We start from the raw sequence: 26,734 nt of genomic DNA, 5'->3' as shown, positions 1-26,734 counted from the left end.
TTGTTGTCATGCATAAAGAACGCGAGCGTCGTCCGGCTGTCCCGTCCGCTCGCCCCGCTCCGCCGGGCACGCCGGCCCAGCCGGTTCCGGTAGCGCTGCACACCGTTCTGACGCTGGTCGCGCGGAGCGAGGCGGCGAGCCGGGCCGAAATCGCCCGGCGGTCGGGGCTCGCCCGTTCCACGGTCGGCCACCAGATCGACGAGCTGCTGCGGCGCGGCATCATCACCGAGACCGTCGTGGGCCAGTCGGTGCGGGGACGGCCGCCGCGCACGCTCACCATCAGCCCGGAGGCCGGGACACTCGCTGTGGTGTTCGTCTCCCCCGAGGCGACCGGCGTCGCGGTCACCGACCTCAACGGCGACCTGATCGCCCAGGACACCCTCGACCTGCGGGTGGAGACGGGACCGGACACGCTCCTCCCGGCCGTCGCCGAACGCGTCCGCACGCTGCTGACCGAGCACGGGCGCACCGGCAGTCCGGTGCGCCAAGTGGTGGTCGGCTTGCCCGCCCCGGTGGACTTCGTCCGGGGCTGCCCGGTCCGCCCTCCGATCATGCCGGGCTGGGACGGCTTTCCGGTCGCCGCCCGGATGACGGAACTCCTCGGCGCACCCACCCTCGTCGACAACGACGTCAACCTGATGGCCCTTGGCGAGGCCGAGCGGGGCACCGGCGGCGACGTCCCGCTGCTCTGCCTGAGCGTCGGCACCGGCATCGGCGCGGGCCTGGTCACCGCGGAAGGCACCGTGCACCGGGGTGCGGACGGCGCGGCGGGCGACGTCGGGCACACCCGCGTGCCGGGTCATGACGAGGTGCTGTGCGCCTGCGGCAAGACGGGCTGTCTGGAGGCCGTCGCCTCCTGCCGGGCAATCCTCGCCGCACTGGACATGCCGGAACACACTCCGGACGATCCCGCCCACGGCCTGCGGCTGCTCTGCGAACGTCTGGCCAACGGCGACGCCCAGGCCCTGCACGAGGTGGGCCGGGCGGGCGTGGAGATCGGCGAGGTGGTGGCCATGCTGGTCCTCGCCTTCAACCCGCGCACCCTCATTCTCAGCGGCCCGGTCGCGGATGCCTGCGACGAACTTCTGGCGTCGATCCGCGCGGTGGTCTACCGGCGTGCCTTGTCCCTGGCCACCCGCAAACTCGTCATCACCACCAGCCAGTTGGGAGCCCGGGCCGGTCTGATCGGCGCGGTCGTCCTCGCGGTCCAGCAGACCTTCAGCCCGGATGGAGTGGGGCGGCTGCTCGGCTCGGCGCGCTGACGCGTCGGCCGGCACCCGTGCGGCCACGCCGTCTGCGGTCGCTTCAGCCCCACGCCAGTGCCGCGGTCCGCGCAACCCGATACCCGCCACCAGGCACACCCCGTCCGTTCAGATTCCACCTGGTCAGCCACTCGACCACCAACGCGGCGGGGGGCAGGGCGAACTGCCCCGGCCAGCACGTCCACCGGCGATCCCGGCAGCGCCTGCACCAGGCAGGGGGTCAGGATCGACAGCAACCAGAGCCCCACCAGGCCGCGGGCCCGGACGCCCCAGCACGAGGGGCAGGGTGGGTGGAACGGGACGGTGCCCGGTAGCCGGTCGCGCAGGACGGGACTGTGGTCGGTCGGCGCGGGCTCTGTGCTCACCATGGCTTCCTTCCGGCTTCCAGCGGGGATGCGGGAAGAGTGGTGTCCGCCATGACAGTTCACCAGGGGCGCGGTCCGTTGAGCGGACCGTGGGACCAGCCGTCCCGCTCAGCGGATCGCACACCTGGTGGCGGAACACGAGCGGAGACAACACGATCCCTTGTCGTCGGCAGTCCGGCCGAGGAAGGCGGCGGCAAGGTCCCCCTCATCGACGACGGAATCCTCGACGGCGTCGACGCGGCCGTCATGCTGCACCCCTCCAGGACCGAGTGGCGGGCCTACTGCTCTCCGCCACTCCGTTCGTCGACGACGAGAAGCGGGGCGCAGCGGGCACGCACGCCCGGATCGACCACGTCGACCCGAAGCCCGACGGCTCGCACCTGCAGGAACTGTGGAACAAGCCCAGCGGCTTCTACCGTCCGGGCGAGGAGGCGTCCCTCACCCGCTATGTCATCGACGCGCTGACCGTCCTCGACCGCGTCGAAGAGGGCCACGAGGCCATACTCGCCTACGACATGGAGCGCGCCTGCCCGACCTCACCGCGCGCACCCTCGCCGTCTGCGCACCGGACGACCACTACTCGCTCCCCTGAACGCAACGATGGTGCCCCACCGGAGAGCTTGAGTTCCGGTGGGGCACCGTCGTTGCGCCGGCCCTTCGGCGTTACGGCCCTGCGGTCACTTGAGGCCGATGCCCGCCCCGGGTCCCAGCGGCAGGTCGAAGCCGTAGAACACAGCGAGGATGGCGAGCCACACCCCCAGGAACGGCACGACGAAAATCGCGAGGCGCGAGATGAGCGTGCCCAGACGTGCCTCTGGTTCGTAGCGCTGCAGCAGCGCCAGGAGCAGGAACACGTAGGGGTTCATCGGTGTGATGACGGCGGTCGCCGAGTCACCGATGCGGAACGCCGCCTGGCTGAGTGCGGGGTTCATGCCGAGGAGCATGAACGCCGGGACGAAGACCGGTCCGATCAGTGACCACAGCGCGGAGCCGGAGAGCACGACCAGGTTGAGGCACGAGACCAGGAGCACGAAGGCGACCAGGGCGCCGAAGCCGGTCAGTCCGATGGACTGCAGGAACGCCGCGGCCTTCACGGCGAGCAGCACGCCCAGGTTCGACCAGTTGAACACGGCGATCACCTGCGCGGCGACGAACATCATGACGACGTAACCCGCCATGTTCTTCACCGAGTCGGTCATCGCGGTGACGACACCGTCGGAGCCGCTCAGCGTCTTCACCGTGAATCCGTAGACCACTCCCGCGAGCAGGAACGCGCCGAAGAGGACCGGGACGATGCCGGTGAGCAGCGGCGACGACACCAGCGCCCCGCCGTCACCGCGCAGCGGCGCGCCGTCGGGCAGCCACAGGGACAGCACCACGGCCGCGTACGCGACGACGGCCAGGGCGCTGAGCAGCAGACCGCGGCGCTGGGCCGGGGTCAGATGGACGTCCTCGTCCGCCGGCCCATCGTCGCCGGACTCGTAGGCGGGCAGGCGTGGTTCGAGCACCCGGCTGATCAGGAACCCGCCGAGCAGGCCGAGGGCCAGGCTGCTGGTGGCGGTGAAGAAGTAGTTCGCGAGGATGTTGACGTCGACGTGGTGCGAGGCGGGCAGGACCTCGACGGCCTGCTGGGTGATGCCCGTGTAGAGGGCGTCGAGAGAACCGATCGTGAACCCGGCCGCGTAGCCCGCGGTGACGCAGGCGAAGCCGCCGATCAGGCCCGCCGCCGGATGCCGGCCCGCGCTCTTGAACACGACGGCGGCCAGCGGCGGCAGCACGATGGCCGCTACATCGCTCATCATGTGCGCCTGACAGGCGACCAGCGCCACCAGGTACGGCAGGAAGGCGCGTGGCGCGCGGGCCAGGGTGGCCCGCATCGCGGTCTCAAGGAGGCCGGCCTTCTCCGCCACGCCCACCGCCATGATCATGAGCAGGACGGCGGCGATCGGCGGGAACGCGGCGAAGTTGGTGACCAGGTTCTCCACCAGCCAGCGCACTCCCTCGCCGGTGAGCAGGCCGGTGATCTGCTGCGTGTCGTCCGTGCCCGGCACGGTGACGGACACATCGGCGAGGGCCAGGGCGGTGGAGACCACGGCGACCACCGCGAACAGTGCCGTGAACAGGACGACCGGGTTGGGCAGGGCGTTGCCGGCCCGCTCGATCCAGGAAAGGACCCGGTCGACACCACGCGGCTTCTCCTCCCCGCCCGTGCCCTGCCCGGAGGCGGAAAGTTCCTTCACGGACGACGTCATGGCCGCCCTCCGTCCGCGCGCGCCGCGCCGTCGGCGAGTCCCAGGAGGTCCTTGCGGACGATGCCGTCCTGGACGACACAGACGATGTTGCCGGGGTCGCCGAGGACGCCGATGTCGGCGAGCGGGTCGCCGTCGCACAGGACGAGGTCGGCGACGCGCCCCGCCGTCACGCTGCCCAACCGGTCGTCGACACCGAGCAGTTCGGCCGACGTGCGGGTGCCCGCGACGATCGCGGCCATCGGATCCATGCCCAGGTCGACCAGGTACGACAGCTCCATCAGGTTCACGCCGTGCGGGCCGACGGCGGCGTCCGTGCCGAGGGCGATCCGCGAGCCGCGCTCGATGGCGTGGGCGATGTTCTCCTTGGTCAGGCCGGACCAGCGGGTCTTCTTCTGGTAGTGGTAGTCCGGCATCGTGTCCTTGTTGATGCCCGCGTACACGGTGGACAGCGTCGGCACGACGAAGACGCCGCGCTCGCCCGCAAGGTCGATGGCCTTGTCGTCGATCCCATAGCCGTGCTCGATGCTGGTGACGCCGCCGCGGATCGCGTTGAGGATGCCCGCGTTGCCCTGGGCGTGCGCGGCGACCGGCCGGCCGCCGTGCCGCCGGGCCTCGTCGACGACCGCGCGGATCTCCTCCTCGTAGAGGCCCTCGTCGTCCGGGTCGTCGTACGGGCTGCCCATGCCTCCGGTCGCACACACCTTCACCAGGTCGGCGCCCTCGCGGATCACGCGGCGCACGGCGAGCCGTGCCTCGTCGGTGGTGTCAGCGAGTTCGGACATGCCATCGCTCAGGTCGGTGCCGTCGGGCAGGCGTACGTCGCCGTGGCCGCCGGTGTGGCTGATGACGCGGACGGCGGTCTGCAGCCGCGGGCCGACGATCCGTCCGGTCTCGACGGCCGTACGGTATCCGGCCGACAGGCCCGCCAGGTCACGGGCGGTGGTGATGCCCGCGTCGAGGGTCTGCCGCAGTCGGGTGGCGGTGTCCAGGGTGACCAGGACCGGGTCGAGCTCGGCGCGGCGTCCCGGGTGGGCGCCGTGAGCGTACGACATGTGGACGTGGCAGTCGAAGAAGCCGGGCAGCAGGGTGCGGCCGCCGGCGTCGACGCTGCGGACCCGGTCGCCCGCGGCAGGCCCGGCGCTCGGGGGCGCTTCCGCCGCGGGGCCGGCATAGGTAATGATCCCTGTGGCGTCGACAGTGACGACGGCGTCATCCACCGGAGGCGTACCGGTGCCGTCGATGAGCCGGGCGTTGTGGATCCGCAGGGGGGTCCGGGGGGCCTGCGGCGTGGTGGCGAGGGTCATGGCGTGCTGTCACTCCTGTGCGGTACGGAGGGGCCTTGGAAGTCGGTAGTGGGTGGGGCCCGTTGGAGGGGAGTGTGGGATGCACGCGTCATCACGGCGTGACAGCGCAGATTTCGCACCGGATTCGCGCGGGGCACGCAGGAAAGTGCCACGCGTGGAAGTGCAGGAATACGCCGGGCCGATGCAGGACCGCGACGGGTCCCGCACGCTCGGCGGACTCGGCGCACCCGGCGAGCAGCCCGAACTGGACGCACTGGACGCACTGGACGAACTCGACCGCGGCGTCGTGCACGCCCTGCAGGTCCATCCGCGGGCGTCGTGGGCACTGGTCGGCGAGGTGCTCGGGGTCGATCCGGTGACAGCGGCGCGGCGGTGGCGCCGTCTGGAGAAGGCCGGGCTCGCCTGGGTCACCGCGTACCCGCGCCTCAGCGACGCCCGGATCGTGGTCACGGGCGTCATCGAGGTCGACACCGAACCGGGCGCCGCCGAGGACGTGGCACAGGCCCTCGCCGACGATCCGGCGGTGCCGAACGTCAAGCTCACGGCGGGCGGCCGCGACGTGGTGGCCTCCGTGCAGACCCGAACCCTGGACGAACTGTCGCGCCTGTCCGGCTCCTTGTTCCGGCCGATCCCGGGCGTGCGGGCGACACGTACACACGTGTCTACGGGGCTGCCCACGGAGGGCAGCCGATGGCGGCTGCGCAGCCTGGACACGGTACAGACCGGGCGCCTGGAGCAGGAGGCGAGGCCGCCCACCCCCACCGCCCCCACCGGCTCCACCGGCTCCACCGGCTCCACGGTCCCACCCCGCTGGGACTCCCTCGACGCGCGCCTGCTCGAACTGCTCAGCGTGGACGGCCGGATGTCGCTGCGCGACCTGTCGGCGGCGAGCGACGCCCCCCTCACGACGGTGCGCCGCCGGGTGAGGTCCCTGCTGGCCTCACGCCTGCTGCTCCGCTGCGACCTGGCGCGGCCGCTGTCCGGCTGGCCTCTGTCGGCCGTGTACTTCGCGTCCGTGCCGGGTCAGTACCTGGAGGAGACCAGCCGGGTACTGTCCCAGGTCCCCGAGGTGCGCTCCTGCGCGATCACGGCGGGCCCGCACAACCTGGTCGTCGACGTGTGGTTGCGCACCCTGCACGACGTCCACACCTTCGAGGCCCACCTCTCCCGCAAACTGCCCCGCCTGACCGTCGCGGACCGCTCCGTGGTGCTGCGCACGGTCAAGCACATGGGCCGGCTCCTCGACCGCGGCGGCCGCAGCGTGGGGGTCGTACCGCTGCGACATCCGGAGGACTGACAGACATCCGCCACCGGGCTCACCCCGTCCGTTCGGCTTCCACCCGGTCCAGCCACTCGCTCGCCAACCCGGCGAAGGGCGCGGGCTGTGCGAGCTGCTGGTTGTGGCCGACCAGGTCGAGGACGGCAAAGCTACCGACTCCAGCACCGCCGTGAACCAGCCGCACCCAAGGCATGCGACCACACTGCGACCACCACGCCCCGGAACACACGAAAGGCCGCCCTCTCGATCACGCGAGAACGGCCTCCGACCTGCGACAACACAAGTCGGGAGGGCAGGATTTGAACCTCGCCCCCTTGACTCTGTGGGACTCGGCTATTCATCGCTGCTGGTCAAAAGGGCCATGCCTCTGCACGTAGTTCTGCGACCATGCTCGGGTGATCGTGTCGCTCCTGTACGAGGTGACCCGATGTCTACTCTCCGTTCCTGCAGTGCTGTTGTGCCAGGACACGACGACGGCTGCAGAACTGCTCGTGCTGCGGCACGAGAATGCGGTGCTGCGACGCCAGCTCCGTGCACCCGTACGATACGAACCCGCGGACCGGCTGTGGCTCGCGGCCCTGTCCTCGCTGATCCCCCGCCGCCTCTGGACGCACGTCTTCCCGATAGAACGCCGAGCAAAGAGCGACAGTTGTAGAGGTCGTTCAGTCGGCTCGACGACGGACCTGCGCTATCGGACGTATTCCGCCGGGGTGGTGGACGTCGGCCGAGACTGCTTCTCTGCCTCTGCCTCGTCGTCCGCCGTGTGTGCCGGGCGGGTCCGGTTGAAGGCCAGGTTCAGCCCGAACGCGATCAGGGTCGCGCTCGTCACCGGTGAGCCCAGCACGATGCGCGCACCGTCCGGGAAACGGGAGTAGAGGTCCGGTGCCACATCGGGCGCCAGGCCCACGCCGATCGACACGGCGACGATCAGCAGGTTGTGCGTTCCCTCGAACTCGACCCTCCGCAGTGTGCTGATGCCGACGGCAGCGACCGTGGCGAACATGACGAGCCCCGCCGCGCCCACGACCGGTCCGGGCAACCCGGCCACCACCGCCCCCAGCTTGGGAACCAGGCCCAGGACAACCAGGATGGCGCCCGCGACGGTGGCCACGTGGCGGCTGCGCACCCGGGTCATCGACACCAGGCCCACGTTCTGGGCGAAGACGGTATCGATGAAGGCGTTCATCACTCCGCCGAGCACCCCGGACAATCCGTCGGCGGCCAGCCCGCGTGCCATGTCAGCGGTCGTCAGCTCCTTGCCGGTGAGTTCGGCGACCGCGATCAGGTCCGCGGTCGACTCGGCGAACAGGACCAGCATCACGACACACATGGAGATGACCGCGACGGGCGGGAACTCGGGCGCGCCGAAGTGGAACGGAGTGCTCACCCCGATCCAGTCCGCGCCACGGGCGGCGGACAGGTCCACCAGACCCAGCGGTACCGCCACCGCCGTACCGGCCAGCAGCCCGAGCAGGACGCCGGTCTGGGCCAGGAAGCCCCGGCCGAACCTCGCCACCAGCAGGATCACGATGACGACGAGGGCGGCGAGGGCAAGGCGCGACGGCGCCGCGTAGTCCGCCGCTTTGGGGTCGCTGCCGACGACGAGGTTGACGCCGACACCGATCAGCGCCAGGCCGACCACAGTGATCACCACACCGCTCACCAGCGGCGGGAAGAAGCGCGCTGCCTTGGCGAACGGCCAGGCGACGAGCAGGCCGAAGATCCCAGCGGCGAGCATCGAACCGTATACGGCCTGGAGCCCGTACTCACCGGCGATCAGGATCATCGGCGTCACAGCGGTGAAGGCCGCGCCGGCCATCACGGGCATGCGGACGCCGAGCACCCGCCCGACGCCCGCGCCCTGAATCATCGTGACGACGCCCGCGACCAGCAGGTCCGCGTTGATGAGCAGAGCAATGGTCGAGGCATCGAGCCCGGCGGCCGCGCCGAAGACGAGCGGCACCGTGACACAGCCCGTGTACATCACCAGAACGTGCTGGAGACCCAGCACCGCGAGCCGCCCGAACGGCGCCCGCTTTTTCGCGGACATCATCACAACAGCACCTCTATCGTGCGAAGTTGGCAGCGATGCGCTGCTGGATGTACTGCTCCGCCGTGATCGGCGGATACCGGCCGTCCGGCCCCTCGATCACCACATCACGGTCTGCCTGGGCGAAGAAGGCGATGCTGTAGCGGGCACCCCGGTCCTCGCCGGGGCCCGGCGACTTGACCCGGTGGAAGTTGGACGGAAGCCGGTCGTCGCTCCACCGCATCAGCATGTCGCCGATGTTGCAGGTGATGGCGTCGGCCGAGGGCACCACGGGAGTCCACTCCTGCGCCTCGGCCTCCTTTCCCGGGCACACCTGCAGCCCGCCCTGACCGTCCCGCTGGAAGAGCAGCGTCAGGCAGTCGAAGTCGGTGTGCGCACCGGCCCGCCACACGTTCGGGTCGGGCTCGGCGTCCTCGGGGATCGCGAAGTAGTGCAGCATTCGCAGGGTGGACTGGTAGTGCCTGCTCCGAGGGTCGTGGGCGCGGGTGAAGAAGTCGCCGGGGAAGCCCAGCTGGTCGGCGAAGCAGGACAGGACCCGCATCGCCACCTCGCGGCAGCGCGCCTCGAAGTCGAGGGCGCGCAGCCGGAATTCGGGCAGGACGTCGTCGGGCCACAGCCCCTCCATGTGAGGCCGGGTGACCTGGTACGACTCCTTCTGGTCCGGTGTCCCGACGGACGGCCTGACCTGGGTCATGGACTCCCACCCGGAGTTGAGGCCCTTCTTCAGCCCATGCCGGGCCTTGTGGGCCTCGGGCAGCGCGAAGAATGCCTGGGCGTTCGTGAACGCCTCGTCCACCAGGCTCTGTTCGATGCCGTGGTTGACCAGCTGGAAGAACCCGATGTCCGTGGCCGCCGCCCACAGCTCCTCGGTGATCTCGGCCTTGCGGGCCTCGAAGTCGGAGAGGTCGATCCGGCGGATCTCCCGAGCCGTGGTCTCGGTTCCGGCCCCGCCCATGCGGGTTTCCTTGTCGAGTTCGGCGAGGCCGTACGTCGATCGAGGCCTTGTGTCCGGCACAGCACGCGTCGTGATGTCATTCATCGCGGCAAGTACTCCTGAGTACGTCGGAGTGGTGTTCTCCTGGTCCTACGAGGTGCAGTCACCGCCCCTGCACCCCCACCGCGGACACACAGAGGTCCGCGGGCACGGTCGGCCTCGGACCCGTCCGTGGGCCCGGCGCCGTGGGCTGGCATACGCCCCGTCGACAAGGGCCATGCGCGATGAAGTCAGCCTGGCGTCACCGTGTTTCATCCGAGAACCAGTCCTGTTACTGCGGCAGCACGTCCACGACGAACGGCGACGTGGGTGTGGCGGCGGTACGGGCCGAAATCGGGACCATCCCCCCGATGCTGTGCGCTCGGCGCCGCCCGCCCTGCGCGAAGAGCCATCACTAGAGGGTGGCCACTATCGCGACAACAGGTCCACCAGGAACGCCTCGGAAAGGCGCGCACTGCGCCCGTCCCGCACCACCGCCTCGCCCGCCACCAGGACCGTGTCCACGGTCCGGCTGCTCGCGCAGGTCAGCAGCGTTGCGCCACTCGGACAGCGATGTCCCGATGGTGCCGGCGCGCCGGAACCGCCCGCTGCCGATGGCCCGTCGCGTGTCATCCGGCACGACCGCCTTGGCGGCCGGCCTCATCCACAAATACGCGCAGGTCGCATAAGGGTGACGAGGATTGTCGGCACGCACAGGCCAGGCGGCCGCCCGCGAGTGCGGCCGTCATGGCGGGCGACCCAAGGTGTCGACAACGACATGGCCGACTACGCCCGCGCCCAGGGTGTTCCTGTCCCACTGATCGCGAGCAAGTTCGTCATCCCTCGGGCAAGTACAAAGGCGAGCACCCCTCGGTCGCCACCGCCTGCCGCCTACTCGCCGAAGCCGACGGCAACGCCGATGAGTGAATTGGTGGGGCGCTCAAGGCTTCAAGATCATCTCATTGTCCCTTTGGCGTGGCACATCTCGGTCACACCCCTACCCGGGCGCCCCACAGCAGGGCAGAAAACAGTGCTAGAAAGTGAATATGAAGGGATTTCCCAGCCTAAAACGGCATGAGTCACACCGTCTCTTCGCCGGCCCCGCGTCTGGTCAACGGGAGTCCGCGGGCTCGGGGCTGCGCTCTCTGCTGAATCTGCGCAGCGTCGCCGGGCAGGTGTTCGTTATGCAGGTCGTGATCGTGGTGCTGCTGGTTGCGGCCGCGGTGACGGCCCTGGTGCTCCAGGCGGGGCGTGACAGTACGCGGGAGGCCGCGCGCCAGTCGCTGACCGCAGCAGAGGCGTTCGCGAACGCCCCGGGCACGGTCCAGGCCTTGAACAGCAAGGATCCGACGGCCGTGCTGCAGCCGCGTGCCGAAGCGGCCCGGAAGCGGGCTGGGGTGACCTTCATTGTTGTCATGGACACCAACGGAATTCGCTATACGCACCCCGACCCGCGACAGATCGGGAAGAAGTTCATTGGCACCATCAAACCCTCGCTGGAAGGCGGCACCACCATCGAGAGCGCCCGCGGGCTGCCCCTGGCCGAGGGCAGCGGGCCGGTCATCCAGGCGGTGGTGCCGGTGACCGATGACCGCGGCTCGGTCGTCGGCCTGGTTTCCGCCGGGATCAAGGTCCGCAAGGTGACGACCCTGTCGGCACGGCAAATGCCGATCATTTTCGGTGCCGGGGCGGCCGCGCTCGCCTTGTCCACTCTCGGGACGGCATTGGTGGCCAGGAGGTTGCGTGGGCAGACGCACGGTCTGGGCCCGGCGGAGATGACGCGGATGTACGAGCACCATGACGCGGTGCTGCACGCGGTCCGGGAAGGGGTACTGATCATCGGTGCCGACGGGCGGCTGATGCTGGCCAACGACGAGGCGCGGCGGCTGCTGGAGCTACCGGCGGATGCGGAACAGCGGCAGGTGGCAGAGCTGAGGTTGGATGCGGATACGGCGCGGCTGCTGACGTCGGGCGAGCCGACCACAGATGAGGTGCATCGCGCGGGGGACCGATTGCTGGCGGTCAACATGCGACCCACTGCCCCGTACGACGGTCCGGCGGGCTGGGTGGTGACGTTGCGGGACACCACGGAGCTGGCGGTGGTCACCGGACGGGCGGAGGTGGCGCGGGAGCGGCTGACGCTCTTGTACGACGCGGGGGTACGGATCGGTACCACGCTGGACGTGGTGCGCACCGCGCAGGAGCTGGCGGATGTGGCGACCCCGCGGTTTGCCGACATCGTCACCGTCGATCTGCTGGAGTCGGTGGAGCGGGGCGAGGAGCCGACCAGGACGGCGGGTATGCGCCGTACCGCAATCAGCGAGGGGTATCAGGAACGGAAGGGGATCTACCCGGTCGGAGAGCTGATCACCTACTCGCCGACGGCTCCGCAGGCGCGGGCCCTGGAGACAGGGCGGGCGGTGCTGGAGGACGACCTGCGACAGGCCCGGGGGTGGCGGGAACAGGACCCTGACGGGGCCAGTAGGGCCCTGGAGCGCGGGGTGCATTCGCTGGTGACCGTGCCGCTCCAGGCGCGTGGTGTGGTGCTGGGGACGACGAACTTCTGGCGCACGGGGGATTCGCCCCCGTTCAAGGAAGAAGACCTCTCCTTCGCAGAGGAGCTGGCGGCGAGGGCGGCGGTGGCCATCGACAACGCCCGCCGCTTCACCCGCGAGCACACGATGACGGTGACCCTGCAGCGAAGTCTGCTGCCGCAAGGGGTACCGGAACAGGGCGCATTGGATGTGGCCTGGCGGTATCTGCCGGCCGAAGCCGGAGTGGGCGGGGACTGGTTCGACGTCATCCCGCTGCCGGGCGCCCGGGTGGCACTGGTGGTCGGTGACGTGGTCGGCCACGGGCTGCACGCGGCCGCGACGATGGGGCGGCTGCGCACTGCGGTACACAACTTCTCCGCCCTGGACCTGCCGCCGGACGAACTGCTCGGGCACCTGGACGAACTGGTCACCCGCATCGACAGCGACGAGAGCACCGGCGACGGCCCGCAGGGCCGGCAAAGCGAAGCGGTCACCGGGGCGACATGCCTGTACGCGATCTACGACCCGGTCACGGGAGTGTGCACGACGGCGCGAGCAGGGCACCCGGGCCCGGCGGTGGTGCATCCGGACGGGACCGTCACCTCTCCGGAAGTGCCCGCTTCGCCTCCTCTCGGCCTGGGCGGCCACCCCTTCGAAACCACCGAGCTGCGCCTGCCCGAGGGCTCACGACTTGTGCTGTACACCGACGGGCTGATCGTGAACCGCGACCGGGACATCGACACCGGACTGGCCCTGCTGCACCAGGCGCTGGAGGGGGCGGGGAGGACTCCGGAGGAGACGTGTCAGGCGGCGATCGACGCGATGCTGCCGGTGCACCCGTCCGATGACATCGCGCTGCTGGTGGCGCGCACCCGGTTGCTCGAGCCGTCGAGGGTGGCGCAATGGGAGGTGCCGCCGGATCCGGCGGCGGTGGCCCCGGTCCGTGCGGAGTGCGGGGCACAACTGCAGGCATGGGGGCTGAATGACATCGGGTTCACCACGGAACTCATCCTCAGCGAGCTGATCACCAACGCCATCCGGTACGGCTCGCCGCCCATCAGAGTGCGGCTGCTGCACTACCGCAGCCTGATCTGCGAGGTGTCGGACGGCTCCAGCACCTCGCCACATGTGCGGAGGGCAGCGACCACGGATGAGGGCGGCCGTGGGCTGTTCCTGGTGGCGCAGTTCGCCCAACGGTGGGGCACGCGGTACACGCCGGGCGGCAAGGTCATCTGGGCCGAACAATCGCTGCACGACGGTGCCGCTGCCCCCATGAGCGACACGCTCACCGAAGCACTCCTCGACCAGTTCGACGATCCCACCCTCTGAACGCACGGGAACGCAGCGACACTTGAGCGGGTCCCGGTGCCAGCGCAGAAGCGTGTCCGGGGCGATCAGGGCGCCGTCTACGATCCACAACTGCGTCGACCGGGCGGGAAGCCAGCTCGATCGCCACAAGCGGCCGAAGTCGCCGGTCCGGACATCGGGTTGCAGCAGACTCATTCCCCCACCGCCTTCGTACTGGTCAAGTGCCTCTTTGGTCGGAGCACAGGATGAGACGCAGGCCGTGTTCCCGTCGCCGCAACCCTCGTACGAGCGATCACGTTCGGGACATCGTTCGAGGTCAGACCATGAAGAACAAGCAAGCAAGGTCAGCCCTTGGCCGCACCCCCCTGACCCGCGGCAGCCCCGGTCGCGGATCGTGATCCCACCAGCAGCAGACACAACACGGCAACCCCCGCCACGACGCCCGCCAGAATGAGCAGGGGATCGAGTGGCCGGGCGGAACCGGCGGCGGTGTCGGCCGCGGCAGCGGGCTGTACCGGGACGCCGCGATCAGCGGGCGTCGAGGGCGCGGCGCTGCTGGGGGCCGGAACGGCTGCGGCCGTCGACTTGGTGCGGTGCGGGTGCGCGGACGAGGTGGCCGGGGCCGGTTCACGCGCCGGACTCGCGGTGCTGTGAGCGGGGTTGTCGTGACGGTGGGCGGGTGGCGCCTGAGGCGTCGGCGTGCGCGGGGCAGCGGCTTTGACCACGAGTTGTGCGGTCATGCCGGGGTGGACGGTGCAGACGTAGCCGTACGAGCCCGCGACGGTGAAGGTGTGGCTCCAGGTGCCGGCCTTGTCGAGCATCGGGGAGTGGACGGGCTCGGGGCCCGAGGTGGTCTTCACGTCGTGTGGGGCGGAGTCCTGGTTGACCCAGGTGACGGTGTCCCCGGCCGTGATCGTGAGCGTGCGGGGGCCGAACGCGTAGCCGGACATGACGATTTGGTGGCCGTTGGCGTGGGCGGAGGGAGCGTCTACGACCGTGAAGGCGCCGCCGAGCAGGAGGGTGGCGAGCGCGACGCGCGCGAGCTTGGTCAGACGGGGCATGTGAACTCCGCGGCGACGAGCAGACGCAGGCGGTCTGCGGGGCGGATGCGGGACAAGGTGAAGCCCGTGGAGCGGCGCAGTGGGCCGTACGGGACACGGGTGGTGCCGAGGACGAGGAGGCTGTCGTCGGTGCGCTCGACGACACGCAGCGTCAGCGTCGCCGGTACGGCCGGCACGGTTGGGTCGGCCGTGGCGAGTTCACCGGGGAGGCGCAGCCGCGAGCCCTCCGCCTCGGGCTCTACGGCGGTGCTGACGAAGGAGAGTGCCTCGCCACCGAGCGCGGCGCCGGTCAGCTTCAGGCTCAGAACGCAGTCTACGGCGGTGGGCGCGACGGTCAGGGCGGCTTCGTCCGCGGTGAGGCGGCGGCGCAAAGTAACCAACGGGCCGAGCCGGGCGGTGAGTTCGACGACACAGCGGTCGCCGGTGGCCATGTATGTGCCGGGCCCGGGAAGCCACGCTGGGCCCTCGGGCACGGGCGGGAGGGTGGCGGTGGGAACGGTTCTGGTGGTCACGGAGTGCACCTCGATGGATGAGGGACAATGTCGGCGGTGGCGGGCCGGCCGACTGCGACTCGGCCGGCCCGCCACGTCTCGTTGTCGGTCCGGTCAGCAGGTCAGCAGGACGTGGTGAGGTACTTCTGGGTCGGGGCGAGCAGGTGCTCGGCCCAGACGGTGTGCGTCTTCACGTACTGGTCGGGGTTGAGGATGTCGGTGACCTGCTGGCCGAGGGACTCCTCCAGGTGGGCTGAGTTGATGTGCTGGAGGAGGACGGTGAGGGTGTCGTCGAGGGTCGCGCCGCCGCCGTTCACGGCCGGCGTGAGGATCGACTCGACCCACACGGTGTGCATCTTCAGGTAGCTGTCGAGCTTCAGCGCGTCCTGGACCTGCTGCCCCGGAGACTCCTCGAGGTGGGCCGAGTTGATGTGCTGCAGGATCGGCATCAGGACCTGCTGAACGCTGTGGCACTGCTCGTCGCCACCGCTGTCACCACCGTCACCGCCGGTCGAACCACCTGAGTGGCCACCACCGGTGCCGCCGCCGGACGAGCTGCCGCCGGTCGACCCACCGCCGCTCCCGCCGGAGCTGCCACCCGACGTCCCCCCGGAAGCGCCGCCCGAGCCGGACCCTCCCGAGTCCGAGCCGCCCGATCCGGACCCTCCGGAGGAGGAACCACCGGAACCCGAACCGCCACCTGTGCCACCGGAGTTGTCGGCGACGACCGTGATGGACGCCTTCATGTCCGGGTGCACGGCGCAGTAGTACTCGTACGTTCCGGCCTTGGTGAAGGTGTACGACCAGCTGTCGCCCTTCTGCAGCGTGCCCGAGTCCAGCTTCGCGGGCCCGCTGGTCGTGGTGACCGTGTGCGGAGCGGTGTCCTCGTTGACCCACTTCACGGTCTCGCCGACCTTCACGGTGAGCTTCGGCGTCGCGAACTTCATGCCGGTGATCTTCACAGTGTGGTCGGCGGACTTCGCGGCCGCCGGCTCGGCCTGTGCCATCGAGTGGGCCTCGGCCGCCGGCGCCGCCGTGGTGGCGGCCGGTGCGCCGCTCGCCGTCTGGAGGAGCCCCAGACAGCCCACGGCGGCAACGGCCGCGCCCAGGCCGGCCGCCAGCAGCGCCCGGTTGCCACGCCGCGGCGGCAACCCCTGTCGTGCCTGTCGCCGCGCGCCGGGGGCGGCGGATTCGTCAGTACGCATAGTCGTGCGTCTCCTTATAGGAAGGGTGTGCCGGGTGGTGCAACCGGTCAGCGGCCGGGAGCGGCCGTGACCAGCAGACTCGTCGCGGCCAGGACGACGAGGACGAGCCCCGTCTCGGCCGCGACCGAGTGGACGAAGGGCCGTACGGTGGCGCGGTCCCCGCGCAGCAGTACGGCGATGTCGAGTCGCGTGCGCACCCACCTCCGGCTGTGCTGCGCGATGAGCAACACCACGGCCAGGACGGCGAGTTTGATCAGCAGCAGGCGTCCGTAGCCGGTGGCGAAGAGGGCGCCGAAGGAACCCACCACCTGCCAGGCCAGTACGGCACCGGCCGCCACGATCGCCGCGACGGACACGCCCGCGAGGGTGGAGTAGCCGGAGACGGCGGCGGACAGCTCTTCGGGGCGGCGGCGCGGCAGGACGCCGAGCAGCAGCAGTGTGAGTCCGCCCAGCCACAGCGATATGCCGAGCAGATGGACCAGATCGGCGACCGCGCCCCAACCAGGGTGCGTGCCCTCCGAGTTGTGGCCCGTCATGCCCGTCGTACGCAGCAGACCGACGCTCACGAAACCCGCGCCGACGCGCCAGCCGGGCGACCTCGCGGCCCGCTCGCCACCCTGCAACAGTGCGGCCAGGACGACGGCGGCAAGCAGCCACATCAGGGCCCGGCAGGCCAGCACGATGCCGACGTCGCCGCTGCCCAACAGGTCGGTGTACGTCGACAGTCGGAGTACGTCGCCGAGCGAGCCCATCGCGCCGTACGCGCCTTGCAGTCCGGCACCCACCACCGTGGCGGCGAGCCCGCACACCCAGGACGCAGCCAGGATGCGGCGAGTCCTGCGGTCTTCGGTGCCTTGCGGCCACAGCATCGCGAGGAACCCGAGCCCGCCGACGAACAGGGCGAGCGCGAGGTAGCCCACCCAACGGGAGACACCCCAGGCGGTGCGCACGGTCGCGGAGGGGGAGACCGCGGCGTCGCCCGTGTCCGGGTGCGGTGCGCTCGCGCGGGAGCCGCCGTTGCCGATGCGGAAGGCGAGCGTGCCGGAGGACGGATGCCCGTCCTCCATGTCGCGTACCTGCCAAGCCAGGTTCAGGCGGGTATCGCCGGATCCTTTCGGGACACGGACGACAACAGTGTCGGGCTTGCCGGTGGCCGCCGGCTCGACGGTCAGCCGCTTGCCGTGCGCCGTGACATGTATGTCGGCGGGGTCGACCCGCTCGCTGAAGGTGAGCTTCACCGTGCGCGGGGTTCGCGCCAGATGGGCTCCGCCCTTCGGCGACGACGAGTCCAGTTCCGTATGCGCGGACGCGGACGGCGCGGAGAGCACAAGAGTCACGAGGGCCAGAACACCCGTGAGACACAGGCGAGTTCTCATGGCGTCAGCCCCGAAAGGAGGGAAATCGAGGGCGTTACGCCAAGACAGAGGGCCCCATCGGACATAGCTGGCATGGATGACGTAGACGCCGACGGCGAAAGAGAGGCAGAGGGAGAGGGAGAAGCAGTGACCGGCAATCCGTCCAGGAGGCCGGCTACCGCGTCGTTCGTGCCGCTGAGCAAGGGCTGCACAAGTCGCACCTGACCGTCGTCACACGATTCGCTCGGCGCGGGAGACGGACTCGGGGACGGCGATTCCGGGGGCGTTCGGGAAGGTCCCGTCGAATCCCCTGCACCCCCCTTGCCGTTGTGCCCACCGTGCCCACCCGCTCCCGTTCCGCCAGTCACTGGGGGTGTGTCGCCCACGGGCAGGACGCCCGACCCGGCCCCCGCACCGGCACCCGCGTCCGCGGAGGTGGCGGGCGGCTCGGCGGAGCCGGGAGTGTTCGACGCGGGCGGATCCGCTGGAGCTGTGGTGGCAGGCGGAGCGGCGGTGTCCACGCTCTGAGGTGCGGGGGCGCCGATTCCGGAGGCGTATCCGAGGACGACGATCACAGCGGCGGCGAGCGCACCGGCGACGACCTCGTCACGGTGATCTCCTGGCCAGGAAGCCCTGGCGAAGAAGGACATGGATCCTCCAGACAACTGCACGGGGACTTGCTCAGGGATCGCCCGGGGAACACGTATGGCCCGCATGAGGGACACGGAGGAGTCATGCGGGCCATGCGCTGACGGCGATGCCAAGGAGTGGATCGACGGGAGGATTCCCCGCAGCTACGCATCAGTTAATGCGCCGTTTCATTGCCTCACTCTTGAACCGGCCATCGATGTGAGATGGGGACCTTCCCCGCCCAATGCCCGCATTACCTCCCGTGAAGAAGAGGTGAATGCGAACACGCCACGCGTCAACCCTTCACCGGATTACGCGTATGCATATGCGACTGGCCACACGTCACGCGGCCCACGCCGCGGCCCGCACCGACATGGACCACATCGGCAACGTGGACCTGTTCCCGGATGCGACGTTCAGCATGGGCCCGCCGTGAATTCGAGTTCTGGACGGGTCCCTATGCCGAACGTCCGTGCCTCGCGCTCGCGCTCGGCGAAGCGGAACTCGGGGCGGTCAAGAAGCTCGAACGGCAAGGGAGGCTCTTCCTCGTCGAGGAAGCCACACACGAGGTGTACCCGGGCATCCGGCTGATCACGTCGCCCGGGCCGGAACCCGCCGAGCGACCACAACTGCCGTCGGGCCGGCATAGAGACGCCAGCACCTGTGCCGTCGAAGACTCGTCGCCGCTGGTCAGGGGTGGGTTCCCTACCGACACCCGGCACTGACCTGCCCGAACGCAGCCTTCTGCAACACGCTTCAGCCGTCGTGCCCGCCCATGCTCGACCTGCGCACCACCAACTCCGGTTGCAGCACTACGTGTTGGTGTCGATGATCCGTCGCCGCCGCTCCGGTTTCCTCCAGCAGCAGCTCCGCGGCGATGGTCCCGAGAGTGTAGGCGGGTTGGCGTACGGAGGTGAGCGGGACGGTCGCGGCCGCTGCGAACTCGATGTCGTCGTATCCGACGATCGCGATGTCCTCGGGAACCCGGACGCCAGCGGTGTACAGGGCCTGCAGAACGCCGAGGGCGAGCAGGTCGTTGGCGCAGAACACGGCAGTAGGGCGATCGGCGAGGCCGAGAAGGCGGGCGCCGGCGTCGCGGCCCGCGGCCACGTCCATGCGTTCGGTGGGCAGTTCGCGCAGTGCGTCGAGAGGGAGACCGGCCTCGGCGAGCGCGGCCAGGGCTCCGGTGCGCCGGTCCTGGACCTGCTTGAGATGCGGCGGACCGCTGACGAACGCGATGCGGCGATGACCCTGTGCGACGAGGTGGCGCAGGGCGAGCGCGCCGCCCGCCTCGTCGTCGACTGAGACCGAGCAGCCCTCTTCGTCCCCGGCGACGCGGTCCACGACGACGTACGGGATGCCGTGCCTCCGGAAGTCACGCAGCGTCCCACCGCTCGGGTCGGCCGGGGCGACAAGAGCCCCGCGTACCCGCTGCTCGGCGAAGTGGGCGAGGTAGTCGGCCTCCTCGGCCGGGTCCTGTCCGCTGTTGCACACCATGACGCCAAGTCCGGCGTCACGCGCGGCGCGTTCGGCGCCCCGTGCGATGTCGACGAAGAACGGGTTGCCCATGTCGAAGACGAGCAGCGAGATGATGCGGCTGCGGCCGGCCCGCAGTTGCCGGGCGGACTCGCTGCGGACGTAGCCGAGACGAGTGATGACCTCCTGCACCTGACGGCGGGTGCCAGCGGAGACCCGGTCGGGCTGATTGAGGACGTTGGAGACCGTGCCGACGGAGACGCCCGCCGCCTGCGCCACGTCCTTGATGCCAACCGTCATGGGTTCCCCTCGTACGTGCTCTGAGCAGCATTCATTCTAGTAAGTCGGTACCTGTCCGCCGCTCAGGCAAGGTGGAAGACCTCGGTGAGGGGGCGCATCGCGGCGTCGGGAGCCTGTCCGTCCAGCTCCTCGAAGAAATCGCCCATTTCTGCCTGCCAGCGGGCGTTGACGTCGGTGGCGTCCATCGCGGCTCGGGCCGCGTCGAAGTCCTCGGTCTCCAGGTAGCCGACGAGCAGACCGTCCTCGCGCAGGAAGAGTGAGTAGTTGTGCCAGCCCGTGACGGTCAGCGCCTCCCGCATCTCCTGCCACACACCCTGGTGGCGGACGCGGTACTCGTCGATCCGGTCGGCCTTGACCTTGAGCAGGAAGCAGACCCGCTGCATGCTCATCTCCTTGTTGGATGACGGAGCCGGGGCCACCGTCCATGAAGTGAACGGCGGCCCCTTCTCCCTTATGTGCGGATCAGAACTTGTAGTTGTCGATGTTCGACTTGTCGAAGACGGTCGGCTTGCCGAGGGAGACGACACCGTCCTTGCCGATGGTGAACTCGCCCAGGTCACCGGCCTTGAAGGTCTGCCCCTCCTTGCCGCTGATCTGGCCGGACTCGAGGGCGACGGCGGTGTGCGCGGCCAGGGCGCCCAGCTTGGCCGGGTCCCACAGCTCGAACGCGTCCACGGTGCCGTTCTTGACATAGGCGCGCATGTCATTGGGGGTGCCGAGGCCGGTCAGCTTGACCTTGCCCTTGTACTTGGAGCCGGACAGGTACTGGGCGGCGGCCTTGATGCCCACCGTGGTCGGGGAGATGATCCCCTTCAGCTTCGGGTGCTCCTGGAGGAGGCCCTGGGTCTGCTGGAAGGACTTCTGGGCGTCGTCGTCACCGTAGGCCGTCGTGACGAGCTTGATGTCCTTGTACTCGGGCTTCTTCAGCTCGTCCTTCATGTAGTCGATCCACGTGTTCTGGTTGGTGGCCGTCTGGGCCGCCGAGAGGATCGCGATCTCGCCCTTGTTGCCGATCTGCTTGGCCATCTGCTGGACCTGGGTGCGGCCGAGGTCCTCGGCGCTGGCCTGCGAGACGAACACGTTGCGGCAGTCCGGCTTGGTGTCGGAGTCGTACGTGACGACGCTGACGCCGTTCTTCATGGCCTGCTTCAGCGCGGTGCACAGCGCGCCCGGGTCCTGCGCCGACACGGCGATGCCGTCGACCTGCTGCTGGGTGAGCGTGTTGACGTAGGAGACCTGGCCGGAGGTGTCCGTACCACTGCTGGTGCCGACCTCCTTGTACGTCGAGCCGAGCTCCTCGACCGCCTTCTTGCCGCCGTTGTCCGAGGTGGTGAAGTACGGGTTGTTGACCTGCTTGGGCAGGAACGCGATGCTCAGGCCCTTCTTGGTCGCGGCGTTGGCGTCGGCCTTGCCCGCCGCGGCGGAGCCGGCCTCCTTGTTCGCGTCGTCCTTGGTGGTGCCACCGCAGGCGGTGGCACCGAGAACGAGGGCGGTGGTGACGGCGAGGGCCGCGGTGAGCCGACGGGTTCTGGCGGTGGTGGTGAGAGACATGGGCTTCTGCCTTTGCGTAGTACGACGGTGTACAGCGGTTGACCGAACAGGAGCTGGTGGTTCTATGCAGTGGCGGGCGCAGGTGATGACGGTGGCGCTGCCGCCGTCTTCTTCCTGGCCCTGGCCTGAGAGATCTGGCGACCGACGCGCGGGGCGAGGACCGAGAACACGAGCAGCACGCCAGTGACGAGGATCTGGGACTGTGCCGACACGTTGACCAGGCTCATCACGTTCTGCAGGGTGCCGAGCAGGAACACGCCCGCGATGGCGCCGCCGAGGGTTCCCTTGCCGCCGTCGAAGTCGATGCCGCCGAGCAGCACCGCCGCGATGACGGACAGCTCCAGGCCGGTCGCGTTGTCGTAGCGGGCACTGGCGTAGTGCAGGGTCCAGAAGACGCCGGTGAGCGCTGACAGCACGCCCGTGGTGACGAACATGGACAGCTTCAGGCGCTTGACCCGGATGCCCGCGAAGCGTGCCGCTTCCTCCGAGGCGCCGATCGCGAACAGCGAGCGGCCGATCGGGGTGGCGTGCAGGACGACGACCGCGATCCCGAACAGGACCAGGAACGGCAGGGCGGCGTACGGGATGAACGTGTCACCGATCCGGCCCGCGCCGAAGTCCAGGTACTGCGAGGGGAAGTCGGTGACCGAGTCCGATCCCAGGATGATCTGGGCGATGCCGCGGTAGGCGGCCATGGTGCCGATGGTGACAGCGAGGGAGGGCAGCCCGAGCCGGGTGACGAGGAGGCCGTTGATGAGGCCGCAGACGACACCGAGCAGCAGGCACAGCGGGATGATCGTCTCGATGGCCATGCCCTCGTTCCACAGGGCGCCCATCACCGCGCTCGAGAGACCGACCGTGGATCCGACGGACAGGTCGACCTCACCGGAGATGACGAGCATCGTCATCGGCAGCGCGATCAGAGCGATCGGCAGCGTGTTGCCGATGAGGAACGAGACGTTGAGCGCGTTGCCGAAGTTGTCGACGAACGAGAACGAGAACAGCAGCAGGAGCACGAACAGGACGCCTACCGCGGTGTCCCAGCGCACCGCCCCGGCCAGGCCACGACGGGCCGTCGGCTTGGGGCTCGTGATGTCAGTCATGGCGGGCACTCCTCATCTGTGCGGCCTTCTTTCGCAGCACCGCGGCGACCCGCAGCGCCAGGATCCGGTCGACGGCGATGGCGAGCAGGAGCAGGATTCCGTTGATCGCGGTGACCCAGACCGAGCTGACGCCGATCGCGGGGAGCACGCTGTTGATGGAGGTCAGCAGGACGGCGCCGAGCGCGGCCCCGTAGACGGTGCCGGCGCCGCCGGTGAAGGCGACGCCGCCGACCACGACGGCGCTGACGACGGTGAGTTCGTAACCGTTGCCGGTGGCGGAGTCGACGTTGCCGAAGCGGGCCAGGTACAGGGCTCCGGCGAGTCCGGCCAGGGCGCCGCACAGCACGTACGCGGTCATGATGCGCTTACGGACGGGCACGCCGGCCAGGTTCGCCGCTTCGGGGCTCGATCCGAGGGCGTACATGTCGCGGCCGCTGCGGTAGCTGCGCAGGTAGTAGCCGACGCAGAGCAGCACGGCGACGGCGAGCAGCGCCAGGTAGGGCACGACCCAGATACCGTCGTGGCCGAAGTCGACGAAGCTGCTGGGCAGTGCATCGGCCGTGATCTGCTTGGAGCCGACCCAGATGGAGTCGATGCCGCGGACTATGTAGAGAGTGCCGAGGGTGACGACGAGGGCGGGTACCTTGCCGAGGCTGACGAGGGCGCCGTTCAGAATGCCGAAGACTACGCCGAGTGCGACCGCGAGGAGCACAGCGACGAGTGGGCTTCCGCCGTCCCGAAGGTAGTTGCCGGCGGCGAAGGCGGAGATACCGAGCACCGAGCCGACCGACAGATCGACGTTCTTGGTGATCACCACGACGGCCTGGCCGACCGCAACGAGCACGAGAATGGTGGCGTTGAGCATCAGGTCCTTGATGCCCTGCTCGGACAGGAACTCGCCGTTGTAGATCTGTGTGGCACCGAGCATCACCACCAGAACGGCGACGACGGCCAGTTCGCGGGCCTTGAACACCTTGTCGATGAACCGGCGCGAGGCGGTGGCCTGCGGTGCGCTCTCGTTCCGCACCGGTTGCGCGGTCATGGTCATGCGGCCGCCCTTCCTTCCTTCGTACGGCCGGTGGCCGCAGCCATCACGGACTCCTCGGTCGCCTCGGAGCGTGGGATCTCGGCGGTGAGCCGGCCCTCGTGCATGACGAGGACCCGGTCGGCCATGCCGAGGATCTCCGGCAGGTCGGAGGAGATCATCAGGACCGCTACGCCGTCGGCGGCGAGCGAGGACAGCAAGCGGTGCACCTCGGCCTTGGTTCCGACGTCGATGCCGCGCGTCGGCTCGTCCACGATCAGCACCTGCGGAGCGGTCGCAAGCCATTTGGCGAGGACGACCTTCTGCTGGTTGCCGCCCGACAGAGTGCCGACGACATCGGCGAGACGCGCGTACTTCACCTGGAGCTTGACCGCCCAGTCGACGGCTCGGCTGCGCTCGGCCGTGCGGTTCATGAGCCCGGCGCGGGTGGTGTCGGCGAAACCGGTGAGTCCGATGTTGCGCTCGATGGACATGTCCATCACCAGACCCTGGGCGCGGCGGTCCTCCGGCACGAGGGCGAGGCCCGCGGCCATCGCCAGGCTCGGGGCACCGGGCTTGAGTCGCTTGCCGAGCACCTCGACCTCGCCGCCGTCGAAGCGGTCGACGCCGAACACGGCCCGGGCCACCTCACTGCGGCCGGCACCGACGAGCCCCGCGAGGCCCACGATCTCCCCGCGCCGCACGTCGAACGACACGTCGGTGAAGACACCCTCACGCGTGAGCCTTCGCACGGTGAGCGCGACGTCACCCACCTCGGTGACCTGCTTGGGGTAGAGCTCGTCCAGATCGCGGCCGACCATGCGCCGTACGAGATCGTCCTCTGTCAGCCCCTCCAGCGGCTCGCTGCTGATCCAGGCGCCGTCACGCAAGGTGGTCACCCGTTGACACAGCTCGAAGATCTCCTCCAGGCGATGCGAGATGAACAGGATGGCGGCGCCCTGCGCGCGCAGGGTCCTGACGACGCCGAAGAGGCGGGCGACCTCGCTGCCGGTGAGCGCGGCGGTCGGCTCGTCCATGATCAGGACGCGGGCGTCGAAGGAGAGCGCCTTGGCGATCTCGACAAGCTGCTGGTCGGCGATGGACAGGCCGCGGGCCGGCTGATCGGGATCCAGGTCGACACCGAGGCGGGTGAACAGATCGGCGGCTGCCTGCTTGACCGCGCGGTGATCGACGCGGCCCAGGGAACGCCGGGGCTGGCGGCCCATGAAGATGTTCTCGGCGACGGAGAGGTCCGGGAAGAGCGTCGGCTCCTGGTAGATGACGGCGACGCCCGTGTCGCGGGCGTCCGCCGGACCGTTGAACGCCACCGGCTCACCGTCGAGCAGGACCGCGCCTGAGTCGGGGCGGTGCACCCCGGCAAGCGTCTTGATCAAGGTCGACTTGCCCGCGCCGTTCTCTCCTGCGAGGGCGTGCGCCTCTCCGGGGTACAGCCGCAGCGAGACACCACGCAGGGCGCGTACAGCGCCGAAGGACTTGCTCACCCCCTCCAGCGCGAGCACCGGAGTGGTCTCCGGTTCAGAAAGCGTCATTGCGTCTCTCCATGGGTGTGCCAGTGGTGTGCCGGGGAGTCTGCCGAGGTGGTGTGTCGTCGAGCGCGGCCAAGAATGCCGAAGAAGTCACCCGGCCTGAAATGTTTCAGTGAGGTTGCCCGGAAGCTAGCCCCGCGCAACCGGCAGGTCAAGAGGTCACTTTGATCTCCCGGCCTCCCCACGTGGGCACGTCGAGCGATGAAGGCCCCTTGAACTGCACGAAACCGGGGGCGTCCTGGACCCGCGAGGGGCGAACGACACGATTCCGTAACGTCGTGGAGAGCCTCTCCCGATCGACTGGAACCCCTTGACGGCCGCCAGCCGAGGGGGTTACTTTCCCGAACGGAATGAATCGATTCACATCGTCATCCGCATGCGCTGATCCGCCGATTGCCGCAAGCGGCCACACACGTGGTCGGTTCGTGTACCTGTCGCCCCAGCTTCCGGGGCACCCCATTCCTTCAGTCACCCCGAGGTGAACATGCCTGACATCGCCGCCGTGAAGGCCGCACTCGCCGGCCAGCGGATCGAGACACCCTCCTGGGGCTACGGCAACTCCGGCACGCGGTTCAAGGTGTTCGCGCAGGCCGGTGTGCCGCGTACCCCGCGGGAGAAGCTGGACGACGCGGCGAAGGTGCACGAGTTCACCGGCATCGCGCCCAAGGTGTCCCTGCACATCCCGTGGGACAAGGTCGACGACTACGAGGGCCTCCGCACGTACGCGAAGGAACGTGGTGTGGAACTCGGCGCCATCAACTCCAACACCTTCCAGGACGACGACTACAAGCTCGGCAGCGTCTGCCACCCCGACCCGAAGGTGCGCAGCAAGGCCGTCGACCACCTCCTGGAGTGCGTCGACATCATGGACGCGACCGGGTCCAAGGACCTGAAGCTGTGGTTCGCCGACGGCACGAACTACCCCGGGCAGGACGACATCGTGGCGCGCCAGGACCGGCTCGCCGAGTCGCTGGCCACGGTGTACGAGCGGCTCGGCGACGACCAGCGTCTGCTCCTCGAGTACAAGTTCTTCGAGCCGGCCTTCTACACGACCGACGTGCCCGACTGGGGAACCTCGTACCTGCAGTGCCTCAAGCTGGGCCACAAGGCTCAGGTCGTCGTGGACACGGGGCACCACGCCCCGGGGACCAACATCGAGTTCATCGTCGCCACACTCCTGCGCGAGGGGAAGCTCGGCGGCTTCGACTTCAACTCACGGTTCTACGCGGACGACGACCTGATGGTCGGCTCCGCCGACCCGTTCCAGCTGTTCCGGATCCTGCACGAGGTCGCCAAGAACGGCGGCTTCAAGCCGGAGACGAACGTGGCGTTCATGCTCGACCAGTGCCACAACATCGAGGCGAAGATCCCGGCGGTCATCCGCTCCGTGATGAACGTGCAGGAAGCCACCGCCAAGGCGCTCCTCGTCGACCTCGACGCGCTCGTCGCCGCGCAGCGCGAAGGTGATGTGCTCGGCGCGAACCTCGTGCTGATGGACGCCTACAACACCGATGTCCGGCCTCTGCTGTGCGAGCTGCGCGAGGAGCAGGGGCTGAATCCGGATCCTGTCGCCGCGTATGCCGCCTCCGGGTGGCAGGAGCGGATCGTGGCCGAGCGGGTGGGTGGGGAGCAGGCGGGGTGGGGGGCCTGAGTCTTCGCTCCGT

The 26,734-nt window shown here is 69.4% G+C and carries 21 protein-coding genes; 5 read left to right on the top strand and 16 right to left on the bottom strand.

Annotated elements, in window-relative coordinates:
* Nucleotides 1–8: 8 nt before the first annotated feature.
* Complete coding sequence (locus tag OHA58_RS34200) at nt 9–1,262, top strand: ROK family protein (RefSeq protein WP_405483577.1); 1,254 nt, start codon at nt 9–11, stop codon at nt 1,260–1,262.
* 643 nt (nt 1,263–1,905) lie between these two features.
* Here the strand turns inward: OHA58_RS34200 and OHA58_RS34195 are convergent.
* From OHA58_RS34195 to OHA58_RS34185, 3 genes are all read right to left on the bottom strand, one after another.
* The gene (locus OHA58_RS34195; protein WP_405483576.1) at nt 1,906–2,121 is read right to left on the bottom strand and encodes a hypothetical protein; all 216 of its coding nucleotides are present in this window, start codon (nt 2,119–2,121) and stop codon (nt 1,906–1,908) included.
* Nucleotides 2,122–2,304: 183 nt separating this feature from the next.
* Nucleotides 2,305–3,879, bottom strand: a complete 1,575-nt coding sequence (locus tag OHA58_RS34190) for an AbgT family transporter (RefSeq protein WP_405483575.1) — start codon at nt 3,877–3,879, stop codon at nt 2,305–2,307.
* A complete protein-coding gene (locus OHA58_RS34185; RefSeq protein WP_405483574.1) occupies nt 3,876–5,183 on the bottom strand; it encodes an amidohydrolase family protein in 1,308 nt (435 codons plus the stop codon). Before OHA58_RS34185 ends, OHA58_RS34190 begins: the two co-directional genes overlap by 4 nt.
* Before the next feature lie 154 nt (nt 5,184–5,337).
* On the opposite strand from OHA58_RS34185, the gene OHA58_RS34180 reads away from it, so the two are divergent.
* Nucleotides 5,338–6,480 (top strand): Lrp/AsnC family transcriptional regulator, encoded by a 1,143-nt coding sequence (locus tag OHA58_RS34180; protein WP_405483573.1) that lies wholly within the window; start codon nt 5,338–5,340, stop codon nt 6,478–6,480.
* A gap of 19 nt (nt 6,481–6,499) precedes the next feature.
* On the opposite strand, the gene OHA58_RS34175 is transcribed toward OHA58_RS34180, so the two are convergent.
* The 3 genes from OHA58_RS34175 to OHA58_RS34165 all read right to left on the bottom strand — a co-directional run bounded on the left by OHA58_RS34175 (nt 6,500) and on the right by OHA58_RS34165 (nt 9,551).
* Entirely contained in the window at nt 6,500–6,655 is a 156-nt protein-coding gene (locus tag OHA58_RS34175) for a hypothetical protein (RefSeq protein WP_405483572.1), read from the bottom strand.
* A 495-nt stretch (nt 6,656–7,150) separates the two neighbouring features.
* The gene (locus OHA58_RS34170) at nt 7,151–8,515 is read right to left on the bottom strand and encodes a nucleobase:cation symporter-2 family protein (RefSeq protein WP_405483571.1); all 1,365 of its coding nucleotides are present in this window, start codon (nt 8,513–8,515) and stop codon (nt 7,151–7,153) included.
* Between the two features lie 13 nt (nt 8,516–8,528).
* Entirely contained in the window at nt 8,529–9,551 is a 1,023-nt protein-coding gene (locus OHA58_RS34165; protein ID WP_405483570.1) for an isopenicillin N synthase family dioxygenase, read from the bottom strand.
* Nucleotides 9,552–10,669: 1,118 nt separating this feature from the next.
* On the opposite strand from OHA58_RS34165, the gene OHA58_RS34160 reads away from it, so the two are divergent.
* Nucleotides 10,670–13,348 carry a SpoIIE family protein phosphatase gene (locus OHA58_RS34160; RefSeq protein WP_405483569.1) on the top strand — a complete coding sequence of 893 codons (2,679 nt, stop codon included), beginning with the start codon at nt 10,670–10,672 and terminating at the stop codon, nt 13,346–13,348.
* 323 nt (nt 13,349–13,671) lie between these two features.
* Here OHA58_RS34160 and OHA58_RS34155 read toward each other — a convergent pair whose 3' ends face one another.
* The 4 genes from OHA58_RS34155 to OHA58_RS34140 form a co-directional block, all read right to left on the bottom strand.
* Entirely contained in the window at nt 13,672–14,388 is a 717-nt protein-coding gene (locus OHA58_RS34155) for a plastocyanin/azurin family copper-binding protein (protein ID WP_405483568.1), read from the bottom strand.
* On the bottom strand, nt 14,376–14,900 hold the full coding sequence (locus OHA58_RS34150; RefSeq protein ID WP_405483567.1) for a hypothetical protein: 525 nt from the start codon (nt 14,898–14,900) through the stop codon (nt 14,376–14,378). The genes OHA58_RS34155 and OHA58_RS34150 overlap by 13 nt, the downstream gene beginning before the upstream one ends.
* A gap of 101 nt (nt 14,901–15,001) precedes the next feature.
* Entirely contained in the window at nt 15,002–16,084 is a 1,083-nt protein-coding gene (locus OHA58_RS34145) for a cupredoxin family copper-binding protein (protein WP_405483566.1), read from the bottom strand.
* 47 nt (nt 16,085–16,131) lie between these two features.
* Complete coding sequence (locus OHA58_RS34140) at nt 16,132–17,421, bottom strand: copper resistance CopC/CopD family protein (RefSeq protein WP_405483565.1); 1,290 nt, start codon at nt 17,419–17,421, stop codon at nt 16,132–16,134.
* Between the two features lie 1,055 nt (nt 17,422–18,476).
* Here OHA58_RS34140 and OHA58_RS34135 point away from each other — a divergent pair.
* Complete coding sequence (locus OHA58_RS34135) at nt 18,477–18,794, top strand: hypothetical protein (RefSeq protein ID WP_405483564.1); 318 nt, start codon at nt 18,477–18,479, stop codon at nt 18,792–18,794.
* A 31-nt stretch (nt 18,795–18,825) separates the two neighbouring features.
* On the opposite strand, the gene OHA58_RS34130 is transcribed toward OHA58_RS34135, so the two are convergent.
* The 6 genes from OHA58_RS34130 to OHA58_RS34105 all read right to left on the bottom strand — a co-directional run bounded on the left by OHA58_RS34130 (nt 18,826) and on the right by OHA58_RS34105 (nt 25,073).
* A complete protein-coding gene (locus tag OHA58_RS34130) occupies nt 18,826–19,845 on the bottom strand; it encodes a LacI family DNA-binding transcriptional regulator (protein WP_405483563.1) in 1,020 nt (339 codons plus the stop codon).
* 62 nt (nt 19,846–19,907) lie between these two features.
* Entirely contained in the window at nt 19,908–20,228 is a 321-nt protein-coding gene (locus tag OHA58_RS34125; protein WP_405483562.1) for an L-rhamnose mutarotase, read from the bottom strand.
* Nucleotides 20,229–20,307: 79 nt separating this feature from the next.
* On the bottom strand, nt 20,308–21,396 hold the full coding sequence (rhaS, locus tag OHA58_RS34120; protein ID WP_405483561.1) for a rhamnose ABC transporter substrate-binding protein: 1,089 nt from the start codon (nt 21,394–21,396) through the stop codon (nt 20,308–20,310).
* Nucleotides 21,397–21,458: 62 nt separating this feature from the next.
* On the bottom strand, nt 21,459–22,499 hold the full coding sequence (locus OHA58_RS34115) for an ABC transporter permease (protein ID WP_405483560.1): 1,041 nt from the start codon (nt 22,497–22,499) through the stop codon (nt 21,459–21,461).
* Entirely contained in the window at nt 22,492–23,547 is a 1,056-nt protein-coding gene (locus tag OHA58_RS34110; protein WP_405483559.1) for an ABC transporter permease, read from the bottom strand. The genes OHA58_RS34115 and OHA58_RS34110 overlap by 8 nt, the downstream gene beginning before the upstream one ends.
* On the bottom strand, nt 23,544–25,073 hold the full coding sequence (locus OHA58_RS34105; protein ID WP_405483558.1) for a sugar ABC transporter ATP-binding protein: 1,530 nt from the start codon (nt 25,071–25,073) through the stop codon (nt 23,544–23,546). The genes OHA58_RS34110 and OHA58_RS34105 overlap by 4 nt, the downstream gene beginning before the upstream one ends.
* A gap of 481 nt (nt 25,074–25,554) precedes the next feature.
* On the opposite strand from OHA58_RS34105, the gene rhaI reads away from it, so the two are divergent.
* A complete protein-coding gene (rhaI, locus tag OHA58_RS34100; protein WP_405483557.1) occupies nt 25,555–26,721 on the top strand; it encodes an L-rhamnose isomerase in 1,167 nt (388 codons plus the stop codon).
* The last annotated feature ends 13 nt before the right edge of the window (nt 26,722–26,734 follow it).

It is taken from the genome of Streptomyces sp. NBC_00009 (genome assembly GCF_045040855.1).
Classification (GTDB): domain Bacteria; phylum Actinomycetota; class Actinomycetes; order Streptomycetales; family Streptomycetaceae; genus Streptomyces; species Streptomyces aureus.
The sequence above is the reverse complement of the archived record's forward strand: the minus strand, read 5'-3'. Positions and strand labels throughout refer to the sequence as shown.

What these genes read in the sequence shown, in the direction of transcription:
- rhaI (WP_405483557.1), top strand. Translation starts at nt 25,555, where the DNA reads ATGCCTGACATCGCCGCCGTGAAGGCCGCACTCGCCGGCCAGCGGATC.
- OHA58_RS34165 (WP_405483570.1), bottom strand. Translation starts at nt 9,551, where the DNA reads ATGAATGACATCACGACGCGTGCTGTGCCGGACACAAGGCCTCGATCG.
- OHA58_RS34135 (WP_405483564.1), top strand. Translation starts at nt 18,477, where the DNA reads ATGCGACGTTCAGCATGGGCCCGCCGTGAATTCGAGTTCTGGACGGGT.
- OHA58_RS34125 (WP_405483562.1), bottom strand. Translation starts at nt 20,228, where the DNA reads ATGCAGCGGGTCTGCTTCCTGCTCAAGGTCAAGGCCGACCGGATCGAC.
- OHA58_RS34170 (WP_405483571.1), bottom strand. Translation starts at nt 8,515, where the DNA reads ATGATGTCCGCGAAAAAGCGGGCGCCGTTCGGGCGGCTCGCGGTGCTG.
- OHA58_RS34160 (WP_405483569.1), top strand. Translation starts at nt 10,670, where the DNA reads ATGCAGGTCGTGATCGTGGTGCTGCTGGTTGCGGCCGCGGTGACGGCC.
- OHA58_RS34110 (WP_405483559.1), bottom strand. Translation starts at nt 23,547, where the DNA reads ATGACCATGACCGCGCAACCGGTGCGGAACGAGAGCGCACCGCAGGCC.
- OHA58_RS34175 (WP_405483572.1), bottom strand. Translation starts at nt 6,655, where the DNA reads ATGCCTTGGGTGCGGCTGGTTCACGGCGGTGCTGGAGTCGGTAGCTTT.
- OHA58_RS34105 (WP_405483558.1), bottom strand. Translation starts at nt 25,073, where the DNA reads ATGACGCTTTCTGAACCGGAGACCACTCCGGTGCTCGCGCTGGAGGGG.
- OHA58_RS34145 (WP_405483566.1), bottom strand. Translation starts at nt 16,084, where the DNA reads ATGCGTACTGACGAATCCGCCGCCCCCGGCGCGCGGCGACAGGCACGA.
- OHA58_RS34115 (WP_405483560.1), bottom strand. Translation starts at nt 22,499, where the DNA reads ATGACTGACATCACGAGCCCCAAGCCGACGGCCCGTCGTGGCCTGGCC.
- OHA58_RS34200 (WP_405483577.1), top strand. Translation starts at nt 9, where the DNA reads ATGCATAAAGAACGCGAGCGTCGTCCGGCTGTCCCGTCCGCTCGCCCC.
- OHA58_RS34185 (WP_405483574.1), bottom strand. Translation starts at nt 5,183, where the DNA reads ATGACCCTCGCCACCACGCCGCAGGCCCCCCGGACCCCCCTGCGGATC.
- rhaS (WP_405483561.1), bottom strand. Translation starts at nt 21,396, where the DNA reads ATGTCTCTCACCACCACCGCCAGAACCCGTCGGCTCACCGCGGCCCTC.
- OHA58_RS34155 (WP_405483568.1), bottom strand. Translation starts at nt 14,388, where the DNA reads ATGCCCCGTCTGACCAAGCTCGCGCGCGTCGCGCTCGCCACCCTCCTG.
- OHA58_RS34190 (WP_405483575.1), bottom strand. Translation starts at nt 3,879, where the DNA reads ATGACGTCGTCCGTGAAGGAACTTTCCGCCTCCGGGCAGGGCACGGGC.
- OHA58_RS34130 (WP_405483563.1), bottom strand. Translation starts at nt 19,845, where the DNA reads ATGACGGTTGGCATCAAGGACGTGGCGCAGGCGGCGGGCGTCTCCGTC.